Below are 24,282 nucleotides of genomic sequence, written 5' to 3' on the forward strand. Positions count from 1 at the left end.
CGCATTTTTTAATGAGTCAATCAATCTAAAACATTAATTTTTTTTCAAAAACTAAACAATATACATTAACTCAAATTTTTAAAATTACTAGTATATAATTACTCACTTTAGTCTTTTGCACCATTAGGAAATTAACCATAGATCATCTAATTTATGCCCATAACTTCAATAATTCCTAATATTATATCAATACAATCAAGACCTAAAACCATACAATATACAAAGCATTTCATCTGATGAATTGGATTCAAATGATATTTGAATTCCTATTTCAAATACAAATTATAATCTATACAATTGCACACAAAGTCAATCATAATTCTAATTAAAATATGTCTTTATATACTTAAGTTAATTTCCAAGAATCCTGAATTCTGTTCGACGATTTTTTGCGTGTTGAGCTTCTAGGCAATTGGACCCATTTGGGCAAGGTTCTTTCAACCTGGTTTCACCATAACCGATAGCACTCATTCTTTTTTTATTGATCCCTTTTGAAGCTAAATAATCTACAACAGATTGAGCTCTGCGTTGCGAAAGCGCCATATTGTATTTATCAGAATCACGTGAATCTGTATGAGAGCTAATTTCAATACGTAACCCAGGCTTTTCAACCAATAATTTATAAAGTTTGTCATTTATTATTTGTTTGGCCGCACCTGTTAATAAAGCACTGTTTAAATTATAATAAATTGGAAGCACATTGTAATCCAATAAGGAACATTCTACTTCTTCCCAAACTCCTTCAGATCTGTTTGCGTTTTGTTCTTCAAATACATTGATTTCCTCATTTACAAATTGAGGTTCAACCACAATTTCCTTTGCAACTTCATCAGTGGCAAGAACTAATTTTTTTACAGGTTTATAAACTGCCGGAATGACAATTTCCTTAACTTGTGCAGGAGTAATCACTACCTCCCTGACCATTACTTTAGTCTTAGGTTTGGTTAACTGCTTGGTATAAGTAGCCTCTACTTCCTTCTTCTGTATTGGAATGTGGGTGAGTTGTTCTGGAAATTGAACATAACAAAGAACTTCGCAATCTTTTGGATTTTTAGATTTGCACGCTCCTACGGCAGATCTATATTCAAAATCAGAATAAGCCGGTTGCAAAACAACAGTTTCAATTGCATTTGTTAATTTTACTGGACTTAAACTGATTTTATTATAACCTTCTTCAACGATTATTGTATCCGAAACTTTTCTATAAACTGCAGGAATATATTCATATCTTTTAGATTCAGCCCTGACTAATTCTTGTGTTATAATGGTATCAAATTTTGCAGGAATGATTTCGTATTTCTTATAGCCCGGAACTTTGGTAACCTGAATGGTACTCTTTTTTACCTTTTTTTCCGGTGCACACCGAATATAACACATACCAGGTTTTGGATTGGAAGGGTACCCATTTTGAGCATTACTCAAGGTCGCATTAATGACCCATATACCAATGATTAAAATAAAATATTTCATATGCAATTTACTTAGATTTAAATGTGGTTTAAATGGATAATACAGAGTAAAAATAATAAAATTTGGAAATTCAAACAAAAAAACATTAAAAATAAAATATAAATCTGTTAATTCGACGATAAACACACAAAATTAATGCCGATCGAATCCAGATTTGGAAGCACTCTTTTAATGCTCATCTTTAAAAGTCAACAATATATTCATACTCAATAGCTATACAGCACCTACAAATAGATCTCTAATAGTCGTATTAATTATCCATTAAATAATTAAATCTTATAGCTAATCCTAATTTTCGAAAATCCATTCTTTCATTTGATTGGTATTAATGAATTATTAAAAATTGTCTTTTTGAACTCAAATCGAATGCCTTTAATAAATGATGCTGATAAAAAAATAATCATTTAATTTGAGTTAATAACTTTATCAATCCGTCTAAATCATTAAGCTATTACAGTATCTTCAACAGGTTTATGTAATCCATTCCAAATAGGAATTCCTAAATTCTAAAACAAAAAAAAATGGAGACAAAATCGAATTTGTCTCCATTTCATTTTTAAATCTTGAAATAAAAATTAAGTGCAAGATTTAAAAAATCAAATTACTACTACAATTTGTAATCCATGTATTTAGCTCCGTATTTAACACGTAACATGTAAAACTTGCCTTTAGCCAAAACTGGCGCTTTACTAGCATCTAATACCAATTCACCGGCAGTATTTTCAGCTACTTTCCATAATTTTTTATCAACAGGCTTGTTATTAGGATCTAACATATCAAAAGTAAGATCTACCCCTTCAGCATTTTTTCCAGCTAATAAAGATTCAGCTAATACCGTAGCCTGACTTGCTGCTGTTGTACCTGGTCTGTTAACCAATAATCTTCCGCAACATTTAGGACCAGTACCAATAGCTTTTTTGTCTGTTGAAGGTCCACTTCCGCCAACCATTTTCTTGTCTGTAGTTTTTGAATCAGATCCTGTAGCTGGCTTTTGAGAAGGCGTACCACCTTGAGTTGTAGGAGTAGCTCCTCCGCCGGCAGCTCCGCCAACTTGTGCTGTAATTGTAGAAAGCATTAATACAAATGCAGATAAAAGCAAAATACCATTTTTCATTTTAATAAATTTTATTTGTGATTTAAAAAGTTTTTACAATTTGATGTATTAGGATTGAAATTTACTAGGTCTGTCAACTATTAGAATCAATCTTCATACTTTTTACTCTTTCCCTAAAAACATAATTAGATCTCCAATTGGTTTATTCGTTATCAGTAGTTTTTAAAATAAATTAAATTTATTTTTTAACTAATTGATTTTAAATCACTTACAAGCAATAAATAAAATTTTGGATTATTTTTTTGCCGAAACAAGTAGCTAAAACCAAAAAATAAAAAAAGATTTATGAATTTAAAGAAATAATAAATAAACTAAAATTGGCTTTTTCTATAAAAAACGATGTAAAATATAATAATTTTTAAAACCTTTTGTCAAAAATTCTAAATTCATTGTTTCTTTGAATACAAAATATGTTTCTTTTTAAGGCAGCACAACCGTCATGGATTAAGAATTTTTTAAAAATATAAATACATATAACTATAATACAATAAATTACATATTATAAATAAAATATATTTAATGAAATACATAATAAAATAGTCCCAATTCAGAATTTAATATAAATTTCATGATTAACCATAAAAACCAATCAGCTTAATTTTATTCATCCCTAATACTTAATCCATAGGTAAGGCAATTGATGTTCAGATGATTGGTTTTATCTAAATTTACAACAATTTACAGCGCTTTCACAATATTAACCCTTGCTTTTATTAAAAAACTTATCTTTGTTTGACGGGCTAAATTATTGTTTTTGGTACAATTATCATTTAATTTGGTCATAATATAGAAAATAGATGATAACAAATCAATCCATATTAATATATAAGTGTATAACATTTTTAAAATATTAAAAGCATCATGGCTTATAATTTTTCATTAAAATCAATCCTTTGGCTAAGCTTTATTCTAATTATTGGAATTGGAAGCGATCTATCAGGACAGACTAAATCTAATAAAAAAGCGCTCTTAATTGGTGTTGGGGCCTACCCGGTGGCAGGAGGATGGGCTACTTTGAATTCAAAAAATGACCTTACTATAATTAAAGATGCCTTATTAAGCCAAGGTTTTTTAAATGAAAACATTTGCATTATTGAGGATGAAAAGGGCACTAGACAAAATATTATTGCTACCATCAAGACTAAATTAATTAATGAAACTAAAAAAGGAGATATTGTATATTTTCATTTTTCAGGACACGGACAACAAAAACAAGATTTGGATGGTGATGAAATTGATGGCTATGACGAATGCATTGTACCTTATGATTCTCCAAAAAAATTCAATCCAGGTGTTTACGAAGGTCAAAACTTAATATTGGATGATGAGCTCAATGAACTTTTTGTAGGAGTTCGTAAACAATTAACCAGTTCCGGACAATTAATTGTTGCTCTTGATGCTTGCCATTCTGGAACGGGAACAAGAGGTGGTGGCACAGCAAGAGGCAGTTCAGAACCTATGGCCAGTCCGGATTATGTTCAAAAAAATGTTCAACACAAGCTTCAAAAAGAAGACAACAAAATAAATGAAAAAACAGGTATTGCAAATAATGGATTAGCTTCGATGATTGCTTTTTTTGGATCAGCCCAAAATCAAGTAAATTATGAAATGACCAATGATCAAGGTATACCATATGGTTCATTAAGTTATGCCATTTCAAAAAACCTAGTCTTATCCAAAAAAGAAGAATCCTATAGGGGCCTTTTTGATAAGATAAAAATCGAAATGAGTTCTATTGCCCCTTTACAACAACCTCAGGCAGAAGGCGACCTAGACACAGAAATTTTGAATGGAAAAGCGCTTAGTTCTGCAAATTATTACAAGGTCATTTCAAAATCTACTGATGATCAAATCATTATTAATGCTGGGTTTTTACAGAGTGTAAATGAAGGTTCAGTGGTGGGATTCTACCCCAGTGATACTAGAGATATTGAAAACAATAGACCTATAGTCACTGGTAAAATTTCTAAAAGTCTGGCAGCATCATCTGTTGTAGAACTTGATTCAACGGTAGACCACAATACCCTTACCTCATCTTGGGTATACATTACAGAAAAATCAATGGGATCCATACAGGTTGCACTTCAAATTAAATTGTCCGATACAGCCATGGCTCAAAAAATCAAAACTAAATTATTTTCATATCCTTTTATTATTGAAGATCAAAAAAATGCAAAACTATTTATTACTGAAAACACCATTGCATCTGGTCAACAATATTTATACTTAACTACATTAGACAATTATATACTGGATAGTTTTTTAATTGAATCAATGACTGTAGGAACCCTTAACAAATTATCAAAATTAATTACAAAATATGTCCAGGGTCAGTTTTTAAGAAAACTTGAATTAGAAAGCGAGGACCTAAAACTAAGATTTGAAATTATACCTGTTGTTAATAGACAAAATACTTCTGATTCAACAACATTAATCCCTTTACAAGCAGATGCAACAGGCACAAAAAAAATCAAGGTTGGAGATCAATTTCAAATATTGATATATAATGAAGGAATCAAACCAGCTTACTTTAATTTAATAGATATTCAACCAGATAATATTTTTAATTTTTTACTTCCTTTCGAAAATCAAACCGCAGAAGAATTACGAATTCTACCAGGACAAAAAAAATTAATGCCAAGTATCTATAAAGTTTGGCCTCCTAGGGGTAATGAAGTATTCAAGTTGGTTGCATCTAGTAAACCCTTAGATCTCAAGTCCGCTTATGGCACGAGAGGAAACAAAAATGAAAATCCATTTGAAAAATTATTTTCAGAAACAGAAAAACCCGAGTTTTATAATACCAGAGGTGGCAAACCAGTTTCACTAGGCAACATGGAAATCAATACATTTACTGAATCATTTATAATAGCTAATTAATATTTTAAACATGAAAAACCTTCTCTTAATTATGTTTATTCTGACTGTTGATTGCTTATACAGTCAGAATCATGACCTTAATATTTACTATAATGTATATAAGGATAGTATGTGGTTTATGAAAAACAACAAGCCCATTGAGGAGCCCATCGTTATAAAAGGTAAACAGGTGTATTTTCACTTGGTAGATTTCAATAATTATATATACAGAGCCGAAATAAAAGCTACACATAGCACAGCACCATTGGGAGCTAATGCCCCAACAAACAGTGTGGTAAAAGGATTATTATCTGGATTGGTCAGTGGTTTTTTACCAGGTGTTGGATTGCCTTTACTTAATTCGCCGCTTTTTGGTAATATATTAGGGGCTATGCCCGAAGGCGGGGATGCAAATGCAAGTAGAGGTGATCATGATGATTTAATGGAGTTCGAAACAAAATTAAAAGAACTGGAAGTGACTCAAGCAGAAATCAACACCTTATCTACTGAAATCAACATCCGAAAAAAATCATTAGTATCATTAAATAATAGTTTAGAATTCACCAATTCTTTAATTAAAAATCCAAGTATATCACCCTTGTTAATTAAAGAAATTCTTTTGGATCATTGTTCAGAAGTATTTCTTAAAGCACCTAAGGAACCTATTATCTTAGATGATGTGTCCAACTTAAATTCAAAATTAATTGAAATTCCAATCCTTGAAAAACAACTCAAAGGTAAAATATCCACATACGATCAAAATCTCAAAATATTAAAAAAACAAAGAATAAAATTAGAGGCCACGGATCATGGAATAGATGCTTTATATCCACTTATGAAAAAACTTGAATTGTCAGAATCTCAAATTTCAAATTCAGTGTTGGACATTGCCACAAAACTAGACAATCAATGTGCCATAGATTCGCAACTCGTAAGCCTTGATTACACTTCAAAAATTCAACAATATTATTTAAAATACCATGAAATTAATGAAAATCATTTTTCATATTCCCATCATTCTGGAGTTGAACAAAAATATTTAATCTACGACCTTGACCTCTTTAAAAATGATAGCTTGGAAAATGGTGATATTAAATCAGAATTGGTAAAACATATCGAAGTAAAAGTCAAATCATATGGAGGTGCTTCCTTCGGAATGAGTGTTGGTTTGACTGGTTCAAAATTCATCCATGTACCTCAAAATTACTTTGTTAGAAATATAGATAACTTACAAAAAATTTATGCGACTGATTCTGATCCTTATGTTCCTATGATCACTTCATTATTTAGTCTAAGTTACGACATGAGAACATTGATAACTCCGACATTATCACTGGGCTTAGGTATTCCGTTTTCAAAGAATGAAAGTGTAGAAAATTTTGCAGTGTTTGCTGGTCCCGGTTTTTATATTGGCAAGAAACAATCTTTCATGATTTCTGGTGGAACCATGTTTTCTAAAGTAAAAACCTTGGCAAATGGATTTGTGGTGGGAGATGAGATCAATCTTGGTCAAGGCGATATTCCAACAACAAAGAAGTATAGTTTCGGGTATTTTATTGGTTTAACCTATAATCTATCTGCCCTTTAGTTATTACTCAGAATACACTTGTTATAAAACTTAAGAACTCAATATATCTAACTATTCGCAAATAGGTCTGATACCAAGATAGGATGTTAGGCTAATTTCGAACAACAAAAAAAATCTTGTTTGTCACACATTGGTATTCATCAATTGGCCCAATATTTGTACCTTTATGACTTATAGGTGATCTATATGAAATAGATAAATCAAATGACTATCGCATTACCAGAAAATAAAAAAGATGATCCGTTACTTTGGAAAAACAAAAGATTCTTTCCAGGAGGTGACGAATTTGGAATCAGCTTCCTGGATAAATGTTTCACCTCCATTTGATAATGGAGAGTTAGAACACTTTGCCGCAAGTCTTGGTATTGCTCCTGATTTTCTATCAGATCCATTAGATATTGAGGAACGAGCTCGTTATGAGAAATACGATGAGGCAAGAAGTATCATATTCCATACACCAGTAATTAATGAATCTGAGAAGGAAAATGATCCTATTTTCATTACAGTTCCAGTAGGTATCATTCTGTGTCAACACAAAATAATTACAGTTTGCGCTGTTGAAAATTTAGTCCTTGAAAAATTCTCCGATAATAAAATCAAAGGATTTGACATAGCTAATGAAAAACTCTTTATTCTCCAAATATTTGAACAAACGGTACTTTCTTTTCTTGATTTTCTTAAAAAATTGAATTTAAGACGTAGCTTAATAGAACAAGAACTCTATAATTCAAGCCGAAGTGAAGAACTTAAAAGCTTATTGCGAATTGAAAAAAGCTTAGTTTATTTTGTTAATTCCTTAAATGCCAATGAATTATTAAAAATAAAAATGCGCAGAACGGATTTCTTAGGAATTAAAGACAACACAGACTATTCTGAGCTTTACGAGGATATTATTGTTGACAATAATCAAGCCCGGGAAGTAGCACAACTTTATACCAACATCCTAAGTGGAACAATGGAAGCTTATGCCTCTATTATATCAAACAATTTAAATAAATTTATTAATAGACTCACAGTTGTCACGGTCATACTCATGGTACCAACACTGATTGCAAGTTTTTTTGGTATGAATGTCCCCTTACCAGTACATTTTGGCCAATCAAATTGGACCTTTTTCTTGATCATGCTCTTTTCAATACTTTTTAGTGTGGGCCTGGCTTGGTTTTTTAAGCGAAAAGATCTTTTCTGAAATTTCTGACTTATCATTTACACATATCAAGTCTATCTAATATATAAGGTCTTATTTTTGGGTAAATTAAATATTACAATCAAAAATACTTTAAAGCTGCATTTAATGGGATTGCAATCTCTTTTATAATTCCTTAATCTTCATTTACTTATTAAAGTTATCCACAATATGTGGATAAAAATTAAGCCTTTTTTGGGCATTTCACCATAAGTTTGCGTCAGATATTTAATTATTCTATAATATGATAATTTTAAGAAATCATAATTTTTTTTTGACGTAGTTAACTGAATATCAAAATAAAACAAACACAATAAAAAAATATATATATTTTATTGTTATATATTCAATGTATAATTATTACTTTTGAGCTTCGTATCAAGACTAGCCAAAGAACAAATCAATAAAGAGCCACATGAACCAAAATATTGAACCCATTCTTATCGAAAATCCGCAAAGATTTGTCTTATTTCCAATTCAACACGATGATATATGGAAGTTCTATAAAAATGCTGAGGCTTGCATTTGGACTGCCGAAGAGATAGATCTTCAAGCTGATCTTGTTGATTGGGAGGAAAAATTAACACCTGACGAAAAACATTTTATAAAGCACGTTTTAGCTTTTTTTGCGGCGAGTGATGGAATTGTAAACGAAAATCTTGCTGAAAACATGGTTCGTGCGGTTCAATACACTGAAGCAAAATTTTTCTATGGCTTCCAGATCATGATGGAAAATATCCATTCAGAAACCTATTCTTTACTTATTGATACTTACATTAAAGACCCTCAAGAAAAAAACTATCTGTTTAATGCAATTGATAATTTAGATTGCGTAAAATTGAAAGCAGATTGGGCACTTCGCTGGATAAGTAAAGGCACATTTACGGAACAATTAATAGCATTTGCCGCGGTGGAAGGTATCTTTTTCAGTGGTTCATTTTGTTCCATTTTTTGGTTAAAAAAACGTGGTTTGATGCCTGGACTTAGTTTTTCCAATGAATTGATTTCTAGAGATGAAGGCATGCATTGTGATTTTGCCTGCCTGCTATATAATAAACATATAGTCAATAAATTACCAACTGAAACCATTAAGACCATTATAACTGAAGCAGTACAAATAGAGAAGCAATTTGTTACTGATTCTATCCCGGTGGCGTTAATTGGAATGAATGCAGATCTCATGTGTCAATACATTGAGTTTGTTGCTGATCGCCTTTTAATTTCTTTGGGAAATAATAAAGTTTATCATTCAGAGAACCCATTTCCTTGGATGGATCTCATTTCTTTACAAGGAAAAACCAATTTTTTTGAAAAAAGGGTAGGTGATTACCAAAAAGCCGGAGTGACTGGAGGTCATGAGGTCAAGGTGTTCACTATAGACGAGGATTTTTAAAACTCAACAGTTTTTAAGTTCAACCATTTTTTAACCCTTTAATTTGTATTCATATCATGGAAGTATTAAAACGCAACGGAAAACGTGAAGACGTAAGTTTTGATAAAATTACGGCTCGTGTAAAAAAGCTATGTTATGGCCTTGATTCGAAATTTGTCGATTCAATTGAAATATCTAAACGAGTAATACTAGGTTTATACAATGGGGTTACTACATCCGAATTGGATAATCTAGCAGCAGAAACAGCAGCGTCATTGGCCGCAGTACATCCGGATAACGCTATTTTGGCAGCTCGGATTGCTGTTTCGAATTTACATAAAAATACCAATAAATCCTTCTCTGAAACCATGGAAGGATTATATCAGTATATAGATCCAATTACTAACCAAAAGGCAGGTCTCATAAGTGATGAGACCATTGAGGTCATTCGCCAAAATGCCGATCGATTGGATTCTGCAATCATCTACGATCGCGATTATAGTTTTGACTATTTTGGGTTTAAAACACTTGAAAGGTCTTACTTGCTTCGCATGAATAAAAAAGTCGTAGAGCGTCCGCAGCATCTTCTGATGAGAGCTTCTGTAGGTATCCATGGTAGCAACATTGATGCCGCCATTGAGACCTACAATCTCATGTCAGAAAAATGGTTTATTCATGCCACCCCTACCCTGTTTAATGCAGGTACACCAAAACCTCAATTATCATCTTGCTTTTTATTAAGTATGACTGATGATTCCATAACAGGAATCTTTGAGACCTTAAGTAGATGTGCCAAAATTTCACAATCAGCTGGCGGAATCGGCGTAAGCATTCATAATGTTAGAGCCAAAGGCAGTTACATCAAAGGTACCGGTGGAACCTCCAATGGTATAATCCCGATGCTAAAAGTATTCAACGATACGGCTCGTTATGTAGATCAAGGTGGTGGAAAACGAAAAGGCGCATTTGCTGTATATCTTGAACCATGGCATGCCGATATTCATGAATTTCTTGAATTAAAGAAAAACCATGGAAAAGAAGAAGCCCGGGCCCGTGATTTATTCTATGCTATGTGGATCCCGGATCTATTTATGCAACGGGTTAAAGATGATCAAGAATGGTCATTATTCTGTCCAAACGAAGCACCAGGACTTTGTGATACTTATGGAAGTGAATTCGAAGCCTTGTACCATAAATACGAAAAAGAAGGTAAAGCAAGAAAAGTAATTCGTGCACAAGAATTATGGTTTACAATTTTAGAAAGTCAAATTGAAACAGGTACTCCTTATATTCTATTTAAGGATGCTGCTAATAAAAAATCAAATCAAAAAAATCTTGGAACCATCAGATCATCCAATTTGTGTACTGAAATTATTGAGTATACAGCACCAGATGAAGTGGCCGTTTGCAATTTAGCTTCTATATCATTATCTAAATTTGTTAATGATCGGGCATTTGATTTTAAAAAATTAGAGTCGGTTACCAGAGTCATAACTAGAAATCTAAACCGCATTATAGATATTAACTATTACCCAATTCCGGAAGCCAAAAATTCAAACTTTAGACATCGACCTATTGGTATAGGCGTTCAAGGATTAGCAGATGCCTTTATTTTAATGCGTATGGCTTTTGATTCTGAAGCTGCTGCAACTTTAAACAAACAAATTTTTGAAACCATTTATTATGCAGCAGTAAGTGAATCATGCGCTATGGCTAAAATAGATGGACCATATCAAACTTTCCAGGGCAGCCCAATGAGTCAGGGTATTTTCCAATTCGATATGTGGAACGTTAATCCCACAGAAAATAGATATGATTGGAATGCACTCAAACAAGAAGTTATTAAACATGGGGTAAGAAATAGCTTATTATTAGCTCCTATGCCAACGGCTTCAACTTCTCAAATTCTCGGAAATAATGAATGCTTTGAACCATATACTTCCAATTTTTATACTCGGCGCACCCTTTCAGGGGAATATATGGTTGTCAATAAACATTTACTCGAAGATTTAATTAAACTCGGTCTTTGGAATTCTGAAATGAAAGAAACCTTAATGGTTCAAAATGGATCTATCCAGAACATTCCATCAATACCACAGGAATTGAAAGATTTATATAAAACAGCATATGAAATAAGTCAACGAGCTATCATTGACATGAGTGCAGATCGGGGTGCATACATATGTCAAAGCCAAAGCTTAAATCTTTTTATGGAAAATGTAACTTTTGGAAAACTTTCTTCAATGCATTTTCATTCTTGGCAAAAAGGCTTAAAAACAGGTATGTATTATCTGCGAACCAAAGCTGCAGTAGACCCAATAAAATTTACACTTAGTGAAAAACATCAACGTAAATATGTAAATATTATTGACTTACCACAAACAGATGATATTTCTACAACCGTTTCTCACCAATATCAACAAGAAGAAATAAATTCATTAATTCAATCCACTTCACCCATTGAAAATCAGGAAGGCCTAACTTGTTCCATGGAAGATGGTTGTTTAATGTGTGGAAGTTAATCTTTGAATTATTGATTTAAACTTGACTTTAACATTGTAATTTATATTAGTACGATATTCTTATATGTAAGTTAATTCGTTTGGTCCAATATTTATTTTAAGGTATTTTGAAATAGTATAGTACGCTTCGATTCACAAATCAATGAATACGTTTCTATAAATAATAAATTGATTTATTTTATTCATGGATTCTTCTACTAAAATTATTTGCCCAAATTGTGAATTTGAAATTGACGTCAATGATGTCATCTTTCATCGGCTAGATGAAGATTTAAAAAAACAATATAATTCTAAATGGCAAGAAGCTAATTTAGAACTGGAACAAAAAGCTGCTCTACTTAAGAAAGAAAAAGAATCTTTTGAACTAAAAAAACAAAATGAAAACGACCTTTTTCAAGAACGAGTACGTGTCAAATTACGTGAAGAAAGAGATCAATTAACCTTGCAAATTCGAAAAAGCCTGGAATTGGAGAATGCTGATCAATATCAAGCAATTCAACAAGAATTAAATGCAAAATCCGAACAAATCAAAGAACTTAACAAAACAAAAGCAGAAATCGAAACGCTCAAGCGTGAGAAAAATGAACTTCAGGAAATAGCTCAGGCGGAAGCACAAAAAAAATTAAACGAGTTGTTAGTCGTAGAACGTGAACGTATTAGCAAACTTGAATTTGAAAAAAACGAACTCGTAGTAAGAGAATTACAAAAACAACTTGAAGCGCAAAAATATCTCACTGAAGAAATGAAAAGGAAGCAAGATCAAGGATCTATGCAACTCCAAGGCGAGGTTCAGGAATTAGCCATTGAAGAATGGTTAAAAAATAATTTTACCCTCGACACCATTTCAGAAATAAAAAAAGGAGCTCGAGGAGCAGATTGTATACAAATCATACACACAAGATCGAAACAAAATTGCGGAACCATATATTATGAAAGTAAACGAACTAAGGATTTTCAAAATTCATGGATAGAAAAATTTAGAAATGATATGCGTGACCAAAATGCAAATATTGGTGTTCTGGTCACCGACGTCTTACCTAAAGATATGGAACGCATGGGCCTCAGAGATGGGATTTGGATATGTACCTATCAAGAATTCAAAGGACTTTGTTTTGTTTTACGAGAATCCATTCTTCATGTAGATTTAGCTATTTCATCCCAGGAAAATAAGGGTGAAAAAATGAACATGCTCTACAGCTATTTAACCAGTAATGAATTCAAATTGCAGATCGAATCTATAGTTGATGGTTTTACTCAAATGCATAACGATTTAAACACAGAAAAGCGCTCAATGCAAGGACATTGGAAACGTAGGGAAAAGCAAATTCAAAAAGTTCTGCTCAATACCAACTTTATGTATAATTCAATTAAAGGCATCGCAGGAAATGCCATACAATCCATTAAAGCACTCGAATTAGGTCACACGGATGAACTGGATGAGGGTAATGAATTTGATGATTAAATAACTCAAAACATGAATATTCCTTTTGATTTTATCGAAAAAAACAAAGAATCTTGGAATAAAAGAACTCCGTATCACATCGATTCGGAATTTTACGATCAAAATCATTTCAAACTAAACCCTGCATCATTAACTAATATAGAATTAGGTTTGTTAGGTGACATTCAAAATAAAAAAATATTGCATCTCCAGTGTCATTTTGGTCAAGACAGCATTTCACTTGCTACATTGGGTGCTAAGGTGACTGCTGTTGATTTTTCAAACATTGCCATCAATGAAGCAAAAAAATTAGCGGATGATTTAAAAATAGAAATTCGATTTATTGCTTGTAATATTTATGATCTATCAGACTATTTAGATGATACATTTGATATCATTTATACTAGTTATGGTACTATTGTTTGGTTGCCTGACCTGATTCGCTGGGGAGAAATAATTTCGAAATATTTAAAACCAAAAGGTCGTTTTATTTTTGTAGAATTTCATCCTTTAATACACATGTTTAATGAAGAGTTCACGGAAATAAAATATGATTATTTTAATATCAAACCCATTGTTGAACTAGAACATGGAACCTATGCAGACCGAACAGCCCCAATACACCATGAAACCATAACATGGAATCACAGTATAAGTGAGATATTAACAGCATTAATTAAAAATGATTTGACCATTGAAGATTTTAAAGAATATGATTTTTCACCATATAATTGTTTTCATAACTTAGTAGAAGTGGCACCAAAAGAATTCCAATTTAAAAACACAACAGTTAAATGGCCTTTAGTTTTTAGTTTATCTTGTATAAAAAAAATAATATAAATGACAACTCTCGGTGCATTATATATCTATCCCGTTAAATCTTTAGGATCAATAAAATTAACTGAAACTCAAATTTTTGAAGAAGGATTTCAATATGATCGATTGTGGATGATTGTAGATGAATTAGGTCAATGCATCACACAACGTGAAGCACCCATATTAAATTTGATTCAGATAAAATTAATTGACAACGGTTTTTACATTTATCTAAATGACCAACCCAAGAATGGATTTATTCTAGAACATGATGAATTGTTAAAACAAAAAATGAATGTGACAATATGGTCAAGTGAATTTTTAACTTCTGTCTCTAATCCAATTGGTTCTGAATGGTTAACAGACTATTTAAAACAAAAAGTCCATTTGGTTAAAATGGATAAGAATCGGAGAATAAAACACACAAATTTTTATCCAAAACCATTTTCAATTAATTTTTCTGATGGCTATCCAATTCATATTATCAATCAAGCATCAGTTGATGATTTGTCAAATAGAGTGGGTTATCAAATTGAACCTTTACAATTCCGCCCCAATGTTATTTTGACCAATTTAAAAGCATATACTGAAGATAACATAAATCGAATCCAAATCGGAAATGTCCACTTTGATATCATTAAACGCTGTGAAAGATGTATCATCACAACTTTGTTTAAAAACAATATACAATTTGGCAAAGAACCATTAAAAACGCTATCAGAATATCGTAAATCAGGAAACGCAATACATTTTGGTATATATGCCATAGCTAATGATGATCTGAATCCTGAATCGCAACATATATCCACAAATGATCGAATAGAATTAACTATTTCTGAAATGTCGTGTTAATATTTAAAGATATAGTCATCTTTTAATTTGAATTTTTAAGGTTAAATCATATACATTTGCGGCTTAATTTGAAAAAAATATGAACGAGGTATATATTGTATCAATAGCAAGAACCCCAATCGGTTCTTTTGGAGGGAGTTTGACAGGTTTCTCAGCTACTCAATTAGGATCTATAGCCATTAAATCAGCTGTGGAAAGAGCTGGAATTAACCCTGAATCAGTACAAGATGTGTTTATGGGGAATGTAAATTCAGCCAATTTAGGTCAAGCCCCGGCAAAACAGGCCGCCTTAGGCGCAGGGTTATCCGTACACACTAATTGTACGACTATCAACAAAGTATGCTCCTCGGGAATGAAGTCCATTATTTTTGGTGCTCAGGCTATTCAATTAGGCCTTTCCGATGTTGTTGTGGCAGGTGGAATGGAGAGTATGTCAAATATCCCCTATTATTTGTCCCAAGCCAGATGGGGTTATAAATTTGGTGGAGGTGAAATCATCGACGGATTACAAAAAGATGGCTTAATGGATGCTTATGACCACATTCCGATGGGTGTGTGTGGTGATGAAACAGCCCAAAAATATCAAATTTCTAGAGAGGCTCAAGATGCATTTACCATTCAATCCTATTCCAGAGCTGCTGAGGCCACATTAAATGGTAAATTTAAGAATGAAATAGTTCCCATTTCGATACCACAAAAAAAAGGAGACCCCTTAGTATTTACTGAAGATGAAGAATATAAGAAAGTTGATTTTGCTAAAATACCAGGCTTAAAACCTATTTTTTCAAAAGATGGCACTGTAACCGCTGCTAATGCATCTACTTTAAATGATGGCGCATCGGCACTTGTTTTAATGAGTGCAAAAAAAATCAAAGAACTCAATATAAAACCCATAGCTAGAATTGTGAATTACGCTGATGCTGAACAAGCACCAAGATTATTCACCACAAGTCCAGCTCTTGCTGCTAATTTGTGTATTGAAGGATCCGGAATAAACAAAAACGATATTGATTTTTTCGAAATTAATGAAGCCTTTGCTGTGGTTCCTATTGTAGTTGCTCAACTTTTAGAAGTTGATTTAGCTAAATTTAATGTAAACGGAGGCGCGGTCTCAATAGGTCATCCATTAGGTTCTTCAGGGTCAAGAATAGTATGCACACTTAGCCAAGTACTTGAACAAAATCAAGCTAAATATGGCTTAGCAGCTATTTGCAATGGTGGTGGCGGAGCTTCCGCTATTATTATCGAAAGAATTTAAGAAAGTCCTATCTAAAGTATTATAATTAAATATAGAGATTATATTTAAAGAATGATTTCATTTTAATCATTTAATTCGAATAAGACTTTGCTAAAGTTAACTTAGATATGGCCCTAACTCCAATTAGAATATTTGATAAATTAAATTTGTCAACATACGTTCATTGATCAATTTGTTGGCATTCTTTCTACAGTTCTTAAACTTTAAAAAGGATTATTTAATTTTATACCAATTTCTTGATTTTTGTGATAATACTGCACCAATAACCGCTTTAGAGGTATTAAGAATGGATTCAATTGGAATGATTGCTTTGCCCCCGTGCCTAATACTATCAAGAAAATACTTGAATTGATTGTCTTGACCTTTATCTTGTTTAAGCGAGATACTTGAACGACCAAAACCATAATTATCTAGTCGTTTAAAATTATCAATGATCGCAGTTCTACCCTGAGAATACACTTCAATTCTTTCTTTATTATAATCTTTAGATCCATTAGAAAAATAATTAATAACTCCTAATGATCCATTTTGATAGTGTAATAATATACTTGCCGTATCTTCATCAACATCGATTGAATTCATGATAACTTGGTTGATCGAAGAATTTGTAAGACTTGAAATTAAATCAAAATAATGACAAGCTTCACCAATTATTCTTCCGCCACCGGTAATTTGATCTGTTGTCCAGTGATCCAAAGGTAATGGTCCGGCATTCATAGTAGCAATAACAGATATAGGGATATCCGTACCGGAAATCAATTTTCGAAGCTCTATGGCCAATGGAGCAAATCTTCTGTTAAATCCAACTACAAGTTGGCCTTTTGATGCTTTATGTGCTGCTTCTATTTGATCTAATTCCATTAATGTCAATGCCAATGGTTTTTCAACAAAAACATTTTTTCCAGCTTCCAATGCAGAAATAACCAATTGCGCATGAGTATTGTGCCTTGTAGTAATAATTATAGTATTAACGTCACTATCTTCTATAAGTATACGATAATCAGAAGTAGCATTTTGGATAAAATACTTTTTGGCTAGCGTTGAGGCTGTCAATCCTTTGGCACTGCACAAATATTTTATTTGCGCATTATACTTTTTTAATATAGGCAATACCACACTTGATGTATAATTTCCTGCTCCAATAATACCAATACATTCCTTGCCTGCTTTGAGAATAATATTTCGGTTAGTAACTAAAGTAGACTTTTCAGGTATTTTATTTTCAGCATATTTAAATAGAGTAGCTATATTTTTTGATTCTGAAATTTCATCATACACCAACTTAAAAGATTCAATAGGAATTATACTACTGATTAGTTCGTCAACCTTCAAAATTCCTTCTTCCAATGCATTTAATACAGCTTCGAAATTCCTCTTCTCAGTCCATCTAACATATCCTATTGGATAATCAATACCTTTTTGCTCATAAGTGTCATCATAACGTCCCGGGCCATATGAACAAGACACTTGAAATGTAATTTCCTTTTCATAAAAATCAGACCGTCTTAATTCTAATCCTACAACTCCTACTAATATAATACGACCTCGTTTGCGACACATTTGTGCTGCTTCATGAATGACATCATTGGATTTAGAATTTGCAGTAATGATGACCCCATCTGCACCCAACCGCAAAGTTAAATTCTCAATAACAGAAATTCGATCATTACTTTGTTCCAATAGAAATGCTGAAAATCCAAGGGATTGAGCTAATTTAATCTTATCAGGATCTAAATCAAATCCTATAACTTTACATCCATTAGCTTTTAATAATTGGCAAGTTATCATTCCAATCAGACCTAAACCAATAACAACTATAGTCTCACCAAAAGTTGGATTTAAAAGTCGTATACCTTGTAATCCTATAGCCCCTATAATCGTAAAAGAAGCTGATTCATAGGATACTCGTTCAGGAATTTTAGCTACTAAATTTTGCGGAACACAAACGAATTCTGCATGTGGTCCATTAGATACTACCCTATCCCCAATCTTAAATTCAATGACATCTTCACCAACACCAATAATTTCACCAACATTGGAATAACCTAAAGGAATAGGTGTGTCCAATTTTCTCTTGATCACTTCTATTGTTGGACCTAAACCATCTGTTTTAATTTTTTGTAAAACCTGTTTAACCTTATCCGGCTGTTGCTTTGCTTTGTCAATCCAACTAGCTTTACCAAATTCAACTAACATACGTTCGGTACCCAGTGACATTAAACTAAAATGACTTTTTATTAAAATTTGTCCTTTTTGTGGTAGCGGACACGGCACTTCAATTAAACTTGTAGTCCCTGTTTGTAAATTCTGAATTATTTGGAACATATAATGTTAATAAAATATGGTAAAAATAAATTAATCCTTATCTAAATTGTCTAATTACTGATTCAATCGCCAACAAACTGAGTATAATATAAGATCCATCAACTTTTTGATCTAAATTATCCTTTATTAGTTTATGTACCTCCTCTACATTAAAAATATTTTGATCATCTAATCGTACTTTAGACAATCGATCATCAACAAATTCTCTTAACTCATGGCTTATTAATTGACGAACTGGTGAACCAAAACCAGACTTTGATCTGTAAATAATGTCTTTAGGAAGATACTTTTCTGCAATTTTTCTTAAAATGAATTTTGTTGTTTGTCCTTTCATTTTTAATGAAATAGGAATCTGAGTTGTTAATTCAACTAAATCCTTATCTAAATACGGCACTCTAACTTCAATTCCATGCGCCATACTTAATTTATCTGTATAATTTAAGTTATGATCGGCCAAAAAATATTTAATGTCTAAATAAAGCATCTTATTCAGATTTGATTTTTCAAAGGGTATGTTATTTAAACTTTCTTTTAAATAATCTTCCGGGTTTATGTTTTGAATATATTGCCGAATTTCAGGTTTAAACAACTTCTTTAATTGATCTAAGTCATACCAAGCAAAACTATTGGAAATAAACGTATCAGTATTCTCCTGTCTAAAACTGTTATAAAATTTATATATCCTTCGTCCGATTGGATGTTTTTTCTCAAACATTAAAGTCAACAATTGAAGACCCATTTTAGCTAACGGAAGTCTTCTAAGCCATTGTTGAAAAGCAATACTTTGGTGCCGCCTGTATCCTGAAAAAAGATCATCACCACCTGTCCCACTCATTAATACATAGCACCCATCAGCTCTAGCCCTTCTACAAATATTTGATACCAACCCTGGAGCAGTATCACTTTGCGGTTCTTCCAAATGCCAAATTAATCGGTCCCACTCTTCAGCAAAATCTATTTCATTAACCACTTCAATCAACTCTATGTTATACAATTCAGCAACACGCTTAGCATAATGCAAATCATCAACAAAACCCTCCTTAATATAATTTGCATCAGATCCAATGGTATAACATTTTAACTTCGAATTTGGGTTCAATTTTGCTGCCATAGCTACTATCAAACTTGAATCCAATCCTCCGGAAAGAAAAAAACCAACAGGTACATCTGATAACAACTGACTTTGTATTGATTTCAAGATTTGAAATTCAATTTCATTCATCCAAGTTAGTGTGGATTGGAATTTATAACTGCCTATGAAGGGTATTTCATAATATTTAATTACTTCTAAACGCTGATGATTATTATACTTTATGTAATGCCCTGGTAAAAGTTTATGAATTTGAGTGAACGGCGTTCTTTGTCCTGGTGACCATAAAAAATAAAGATAATTAAGTATCCCATGGTAATCTAATGAATGATCTTCAATTAATGATAATATTGCCTTATACTCAGAAGAAAAAATGAGTTGTTTCTCATTACAACTATAATATAAAGGTTTAACACCTAAATGATCTCTTGCAATAAATAATTCGTTTGTGGTTATATTATAAATTGCAAAAGCGAAAATTCCATTTAATTTAGATAAAACGGTTTCACCATATTCAATAAAAGCATACAGCAAAGTCTCCGTATCACTGGTAGATATAAATTCATACTTACCTAAGAGTTCATTTCTAATTTCCCAATGATTATAAATCTCCCCATTAAATACAATTACATAGTGACCACACTTTGAAAACATAGGTTGATGACCCAACTCAGATAAATCCAAAATGGACAATCTTCTATGCAATAATGAAATAAATTCATTAGAATAAATACCAAAATCATCTGGCCCACGATGCTTTAATAAATCATTGATTTGAGTTAAATCTATCTCTTGATGACCACCGCTAATACCGAAAATTCCACACATTTTTCAAGTTATAATTTACTTCGGTTACTTAATCTGACATGTTCAATAATTTGATCAATTTTTTTCAAATAAAAAGAAACATTAAAGGATTCTGTTGCATAAATAATGTTGTATTCCTGGATGACTTTAAGCATTTCAGGTCTATTTAAATAGAAAAGTAGGGCATTCGATACATCGATTACGGACTTACACTTAACACACTGACCATTCTTTTCACTAATTAAATTGGGTAAATAGTGATGTTGCGTTGTAATTATACATGAACCTGTTCGCATAGCTTCCAAAATTGATATTGGGAATGCTTCACTTTTATAAAATGTAGGTAAAACAAAAAGGTCAGAATTTAATAGAAATCCAATTTTCTGATTATCATAAACAGAACCAAAATATTTAATTCTTGAATTCCTTTTCAAATATTCCTCAAATTTAATTTGAACTTCTTTCCGAGTCATAAATTCATCATCTGAAAACCCACCTGCTATATGCAATTCAATGTTCAAATCATGATTATGAATTAACTCAAATGCGTCCAATAATATAAAGATCCCCTTACTAAACATCAAATTTGAAAAATATGAAATGATAACAACATCATTATGCTTAGGGATAACCACTTCAACTTTATCCAATATTGGATCATAAAAATTATGAACAACAAAAGTTTTAGAAGTAGAAGAAAAATTCAAATACTCCAGCTGCATTTCTTCTAACAAACAAATAAAAACATCAACTTTTTTAAATGCATATAAATAAATCTGTTTAACTAAAAAGGGTAACCCATTTAGAAATTGGTCAAAATTAGCTGCATGGACATGATTTATTATAGGTATTCCTCTCAATTTAAAAATTAAAATCAAAACAACATCCTTAAAAGCTCCTAACAAAGAACGTGATCCTGACAGATAAATAACATCAATGGAAAAGTCAAAAAAAGATTTTATATATAACCCAATTACACGAATTGTAACAAATACCTTATAAGATTGTGATATTTTTTCAAAATTTTGTGAAATTAAAAATTTCGAGAACTTGTATTGATCAAATGCCATTTTGAATGCATTGGACTGTCCATGTACCGGAGGTGGATAAGGACCAACAAATAAAACTTTAGGCATTTATTGATTTTTTACCCAATCCAAAATAGAGCCAATATGGGATCAATAAAAAAACCAAATGGTCGACAAACTGGGGAAAATAGCCTCTGGTATACCATTGAAATAATCCCATGCATACAATAGTTAAAAAAATCCTATCTCTAGGGATTTTATAATGCCTATTAATACTTATAAATCGCAAAACAATTCCTACTAAAAAAGAACCTATAATTAAAAAAATTAAACCACCGGCAATAATGAAATAGGCATAATGCAATGGAGCCTCACCTGTATTTTCCCAAGCACGAGGCAAATTATAGGCTTGATCTATGATTGGAAAAGCCGGGGGCGGATACCACTTATCTTTCCAATCTCCAACAATGGCTCTTGGCAAAGCTCTGATAACGAAATATAAAAAAGTAATACCATAATCATGTTTGGGGTTAATATGGGAATCGTAATACTTAATAATCGTAATGTCATCCAATGCTCCACGAGTCTGTTCAGCTAATAATTGACCAGAATCAAACTGGATTGGATTAAATTCTAGCTGACTGAAATTCCCCAAAATAAGACTGTATCTATTGATTGTGATGAATAATATAAAATACATTACAGTTAAAAATATAAATAATGGCTTTATCAGTTTCTTGTATGATATTTGAACTCTAAATAAGTATAATAATATAAAACCTAAAAAAGTAATTACAATTCGATATCGAAAACCCATTAATCCAAAAAGTAAAAAAGAAATCAATACCATTAAGTAAATAAATCTTTTATCTACTTTCACAAACACACAAATAATTAAACAAGTAACTAAGGAATCTGCAAAATTTCTAAAATAATTCGACTCACCAGCCGCTCCAAAAAGAGATTCGTCAGAATTTCCCAATAATACATCCAATGGATTAACGCCGGATGAAACGAAATTTATATACACAATAATAAAACATAATAGTGTAATAATAACAATTCTCTTTTTAGAATCAATAGTAACCCTATTAATACTCTGATAAGGCACATACGAAACAAGAAAATAACCCAAAAAAAACATCAAGTGAGCTAACCCAAAATACAGAAATCCCTCATCATAGTATTCGGTGATAATTTCTCCAACTCCATAAAATGAGTACGTATCACCCCAAATAGTCTTTCTACCAATGCTAAAAAAATAAAGCGGTGTTAAAAAATAATAGATGGTGAATATAATCCAAGAAAATGCAAATAATATATGCTCCCGAAATCCCTTAATTAACAAAAATAAATATCCTAACGCAAATACAATAATATTAAATAGAATGATGATATAAATATTCAATTCTAGTTATTATTAAATTTCTCGTTAAAAAATTGAATGAGCTTAGTAGCCATTGATGCGGAACTAATCTGTTCACTTAACTGAAGATTATTAGTTTGGATGGAATCTACTAAAATTTTGTCATTGTATAACATTTCAATGGCATTTACATATGACTGTAAATTTTGATTATCACAAATAAAACCATTGACATAGTTTTCAATAAGTTCAGAAGAACCCACATCTTTATTAACTAAACAAGGCAATCCTGCACTTATAGCTTCATTAATTACCAATCCCCAACCATCGTATCTAGAACAAAACAAAAACACATCTGCAATACCAAAATAATAAGGTATTTCTTCTTTCTGTTTAAACCCTAGAAAATTGATAGGCAATTCCTTTGACCATTCTTGTAAAGATTGCTTTAAAGGGCCATCGCCCAGAATAAGCAGCTGTATATTACTTATGCGCTCCTTGTTTAAATGTTCCATAATCTTTATAGTAAAGTCTATACCTTTTCGTTCAATTAATGCACCTGACGTTAACAAAGTAAAATGAGTGTTCGAATTGTATTCATCCTTCAGTTGCTTCAATTTATCAGTATTTAAATTAATGTCTTTAAAACTGGAATTATTAATATTATATGGAATAATAACATGATGCTTAACATTAAACCCCAGGGAACCATAACTTTGTTTGGAACATACACCGACAAAAATCATAAAGTCGAGCAATTTAACAAACGGGAACAAAATCGTTCTCTTCACCAATCTTTTAAAACCATGTACTTCCTTAATTTTTTCACTAAAAAAACCTACTTTTTTTCCTCTGACTTTTAATATTAAAGCAGCAATTATTGTATTAAGAGCAAAATAATTACCTGATAAAATTATAAATTGACTACTTTCATTTAATGAATATTTAACAATACTCCAGCTAAAATGAAAATCCTTATAAAAATGTTGAACCCATTTAATTAATTTGCTATCTTTTAAATACACATGCTTATAGGTCTTGTTACTTATTTGCCAATGCCGATCATTTTCAGTTTTTTCATAAAAAATTGCATTGAATATAAATACTTGGTTCAATTCTTCGAAAAAATCATCTTGATTTGGTGTAGGAATATTGGTATAGAAACTTAGTGACATTTTACTCATTAAA

Annotated in this window: 16 protein-coding genes; 9 read left to right on the top strand and 7 right to left on the bottom strand. The window is 31.7% G+C overall.

Going from position 1 to position 24,282, the window contains the following annotated elements; genetic code table 11:
* Positions 1-351: 351 nt before the first annotated feature.
* Both IPK88_17405 and IPK88_17410 read right to left on the bottom strand, forming a co-directional pair.
* Positions 352-924 (bottom strand): OmpA family protein, encoded by a 573-nt coding sequence (locus IPK88_17405; protein MBK8245207.1) that lies wholly within the window; start codon positions 922-924, stop codon positions 352-354.
* Between the two features lie 1,153 nt (positions 925-2,077).
* A complete protein-coding gene (locus tag IPK88_17410; GenBank protein ID MBK8245208.1) occupies positions 2,078-2,584 on the bottom strand; it encodes a hypothetical protein in 507 nt (168 codons plus the stop codon).
* Positions 2,585-3,445: 861 nt separating this feature from the next.
* Here IPK88_17410 and IPK88_17415 point away from each other — a divergent pair.
* The 9 genes from IPK88_17415 to IPK88_17455 all read left to right on the top strand — a co-directional run bounded on the left by IPK88_17415 (position 3,446) and on the right by IPK88_17455 (position 16,478).
* Positions 3,446-5,464 carry a caspase family protein gene (locus IPK88_17415; GenBank protein MBK8245209.1) on the top strand — a complete coding sequence of 673 codons (2,019 nt, stop codon included), beginning with the start codon at positions 3,446-3,448 and terminating at the stop codon, positions 5,462-5,464.
* Positions 5,465-5,474: 10 nt separating this feature from the next.
* Positions 5,475-7,031 carry a hypothetical protein gene (locus IPK88_17420; protein MBK8245210.1) on the top strand — a complete coding sequence of 519 codons (1,557 nt, stop codon included), beginning with the start codon at positions 5,475-5,477 and terminating at the stop codon, positions 7,029-7,031.
* 235 nt (positions 7,032-7,266) lie between these two features.
* Positions 7,267-8,220: a magnesium transporter CorA family protein gene (locus IPK88_17425; protein ID MBK8245211.1), complete on the top strand. Its 954-nt coding sequence runs from the start codon at positions 7,267-7,269 to the stop codon at positions 8,218-8,220.
* Between the two features lie 412 nt (positions 8,221-8,632).
* Positions 8,633-9,610 (top strand): ribonucleotide-diphosphate reductase subunit beta, encoded by a 978-nt coding sequence (locus tag IPK88_17430; protein ID MBK8245212.1) that lies wholly within the window; start codon positions 8,633-8,635, stop codon positions 9,608-9,610.
* Between the two features lie 56 nt (positions 9,611-9,666).
* Positions 9,667-12,111: a ribonucleoside-diphosphate reductase subunit alpha gene (locus tag IPK88_17435; GenBank protein ID MBK8245213.1), complete on the top strand. Its 2,445-nt coding sequence runs from the start codon at positions 9,667-9,669 to the stop codon at positions 12,109-12,111.
* Between the two features lie 184 nt (positions 12,112-12,295).
* Positions 12,296-13,573, top strand: a complete 1,278-nt coding sequence (locus IPK88_17440) for a DUF2130 domain-containing protein (GenBank protein MBK8245214.1) — start codon at positions 12,296-12,298, stop codon at positions 13,571-13,573.
* A gap of 12 nt (positions 13,574-13,585) precedes the next feature.
* Positions 13,586-14,392 (top strand): class I SAM-dependent methyltransferase, encoded by an 807-nt coding sequence (locus IPK88_17445; GenBank protein ID MBK8245215.1) that lies wholly within the window; start codon positions 13,586-13,588, stop codon positions 14,390-14,392.
* Positions 14,393-15,220 (top strand): MOSC domain-containing protein, encoded by an 828-nt coding sequence (locus IPK88_17450; GenBank protein ID MBK8245216.1) that lies wholly within the window; start codon positions 14,393-14,395, stop codon positions 15,218-15,220.
* A gap of 79 nt (positions 15,221-15,299) precedes the next feature.
* The gene (locus tag IPK88_17455; protein ID MBK8245217.1) at positions 15,300-16,478 is read left to right on the top strand and encodes an acetyl-CoA C-acyltransferase; all 1,179 of its coding nucleotides are present in this window, start codon (positions 15,300-15,302) and stop codon (positions 16,476-16,478) included.
* A 213-nt stretch (positions 16,479-16,691) separates the two neighbouring features.
* Here IPK88_17455 and IPK88_17460 read toward each other — a convergent pair whose 3' ends face one another.
* From IPK88_17460 to IPK88_17480, 5 genes are read right to left on the bottom strand one after another with little or no spacing between them, the layout of a single operon-like run.
* On the bottom strand, positions 16,692-18,803 hold the full coding sequence (locus IPK88_17460; GenBank protein MBK8245218.1) for a bi-domain-containing oxidoreductase: 2,112 nt from the start codon (positions 18,801-18,803) through the stop codon (positions 16,692-16,694).
* A 37-nt stretch (positions 18,804-18,840) separates the two neighbouring features.
* The gene (gene asnB, locus IPK88_17465; GenBank protein MBK8245219.1) at positions 18,841-20,721 is read right to left on the bottom strand and encodes an asparagine synthase (glutamine-hydrolyzing); all 1,881 of its coding nucleotides are present in this window, start codon (positions 20,719-20,721) and stop codon (positions 18,841-18,843) included.
* An 8-nt stretch (positions 20,722-20,729) separates the two neighbouring features.
* Positions 20,730-21,836 (bottom strand): glycosyltransferase family 4 protein, encoded by a 1,107-nt coding sequence (locus tag IPK88_17470; protein MBK8245220.1) that lies wholly within the window; start codon positions 21,834-21,836, stop codon positions 20,730-20,732.
* Positions 21,829-23,136, bottom strand: a complete 1,308-nt coding sequence (locus IPK88_17475; GenBank protein ID MBK8245221.1) for an oligosaccharide repeat unit polymerase — start codon at positions 23,134-23,136, stop codon at positions 21,829-21,831. Before IPK88_17475 ends, IPK88_17470 begins: the two co-directional genes overlap by 8 nt.
* A 2-nt stretch (positions 23,137-23,138) precedes the next feature.
* Entirely contained in the window at positions 23,139-24,278 is a 1,140-nt protein-coding gene (locus IPK88_17480) for a glycosyltransferase family 4 protein (protein MBK8245222.1), read from the bottom strand.
* Positions 24,279-24,282 lie beyond the last annotated feature (4 nt).

It is taken from the genome of Candidatus Defluviibacterium haderslevense (assembly GCA_016712225.1).
Taxonomy (GTDB): domain Bacteria; phylum Bacteroidota; class Bacteroidia; order Chitinophagales; family Saprospiraceae; genus Vicinibacter; species Vicinibacter haderslevensis.

Excerpts from the sequence above, each read along its gene's own strand:
- IPK88_17455 (MBK8245217.1), top strand. The coding sequence starts at position 15,300 with ATGAACGAGGTATATATTGTATCAATAGCAAGAACCCCAATCGGTTCT.
- IPK88_17460 (MBK8245218.1), bottom strand. The coding sequence starts at position 18,803 with ATGTTCCAAATAATTCAGAATTTACAAACAGGGACTACAAGTTTAATT.
- IPK88_17445 (MBK8245215.1), top strand. The coding sequence starts at position 13,586 with ATGAATATTCCTTTTGATTTTATCGAAAAAAACAAAGAATCTTGGAAT.
- IPK88_17420 (MBK8245210.1), top strand. The coding sequence starts at position 5,475 with ATGAAAAACCTTCTCTTAATTATGTTTATTCTGACTGTTGATTGCTTA.
- asnB (MBK8245219.1), bottom strand. The coding sequence starts at position 20,721 with ATGTGTGGAATTTTCGGTATTAGCGGTGGTCATCAAGAGATAGATTTA.
- IPK88_17425 (MBK8245211.1), top strand. The coding sequence starts at position 7,267 with ATGATCCGTTACTTTGGAAAAACAAAAGATTCTTTCCAGGAGGTGACG.
- IPK88_17405 (MBK8245207.1), bottom strand. The coding sequence starts at position 924 with ATGGTCAGGGAGGTAGTGATTACTCCTGCACAAGTTAAGGAAATTGTC.
- IPK88_17480 (MBK8245222.1), bottom strand. The coding sequence starts at position 24,278 with ATGAGTAAAATGTCACTAAGTTTCTATACCAATATTCCTACACCAAAT.
- IPK88_17450 (MBK8245216.1), top strand. The coding sequence starts at position 14,393 with ATGACAACTCTCGGTGCATTATATATCTATCCCGTTAAATCTTTAGGA.
- IPK88_17440 (MBK8245214.1), top strand. The coding sequence starts at position 12,296 with ATGGATTCTTCTACTAAAATTATTTGCCCAAATTGTGAATTTGAAATT.
- IPK88_17415 (MBK8245209.1), top strand. The coding sequence starts at position 3,446 with ATGGCTTATAATTTTTCATTAAAATCAATCCTTTGGCTAAGCTTTATT.
- IPK88_17410 (MBK8245208.1), bottom strand. The coding sequence starts at position 2,584 with ATGAAAAATGGTATTTTGCTTTTATCTGCATTTGTATTAATGCTTTCT.
- IPK88_17470 (MBK8245220.1), bottom strand. The coding sequence starts at position 21,836 with ATGCCTAAAGTTTTATTTGTTGGTCCTTATCCACCTCCGGTACATGGA.
- IPK88_17430 (MBK8245212.1), top strand. The coding sequence starts at position 8,633 with ATGAACCAAAATATTGAACCCATTCTTATCGAAAATCCGCAAAGATTT.
- IPK88_17435 (MBK8245213.1), top strand. The coding sequence starts at position 9,667 with ATGGAAGTATTAAAACGCAACGGAAAACGTGAAGACGTAAGTTTTGAT.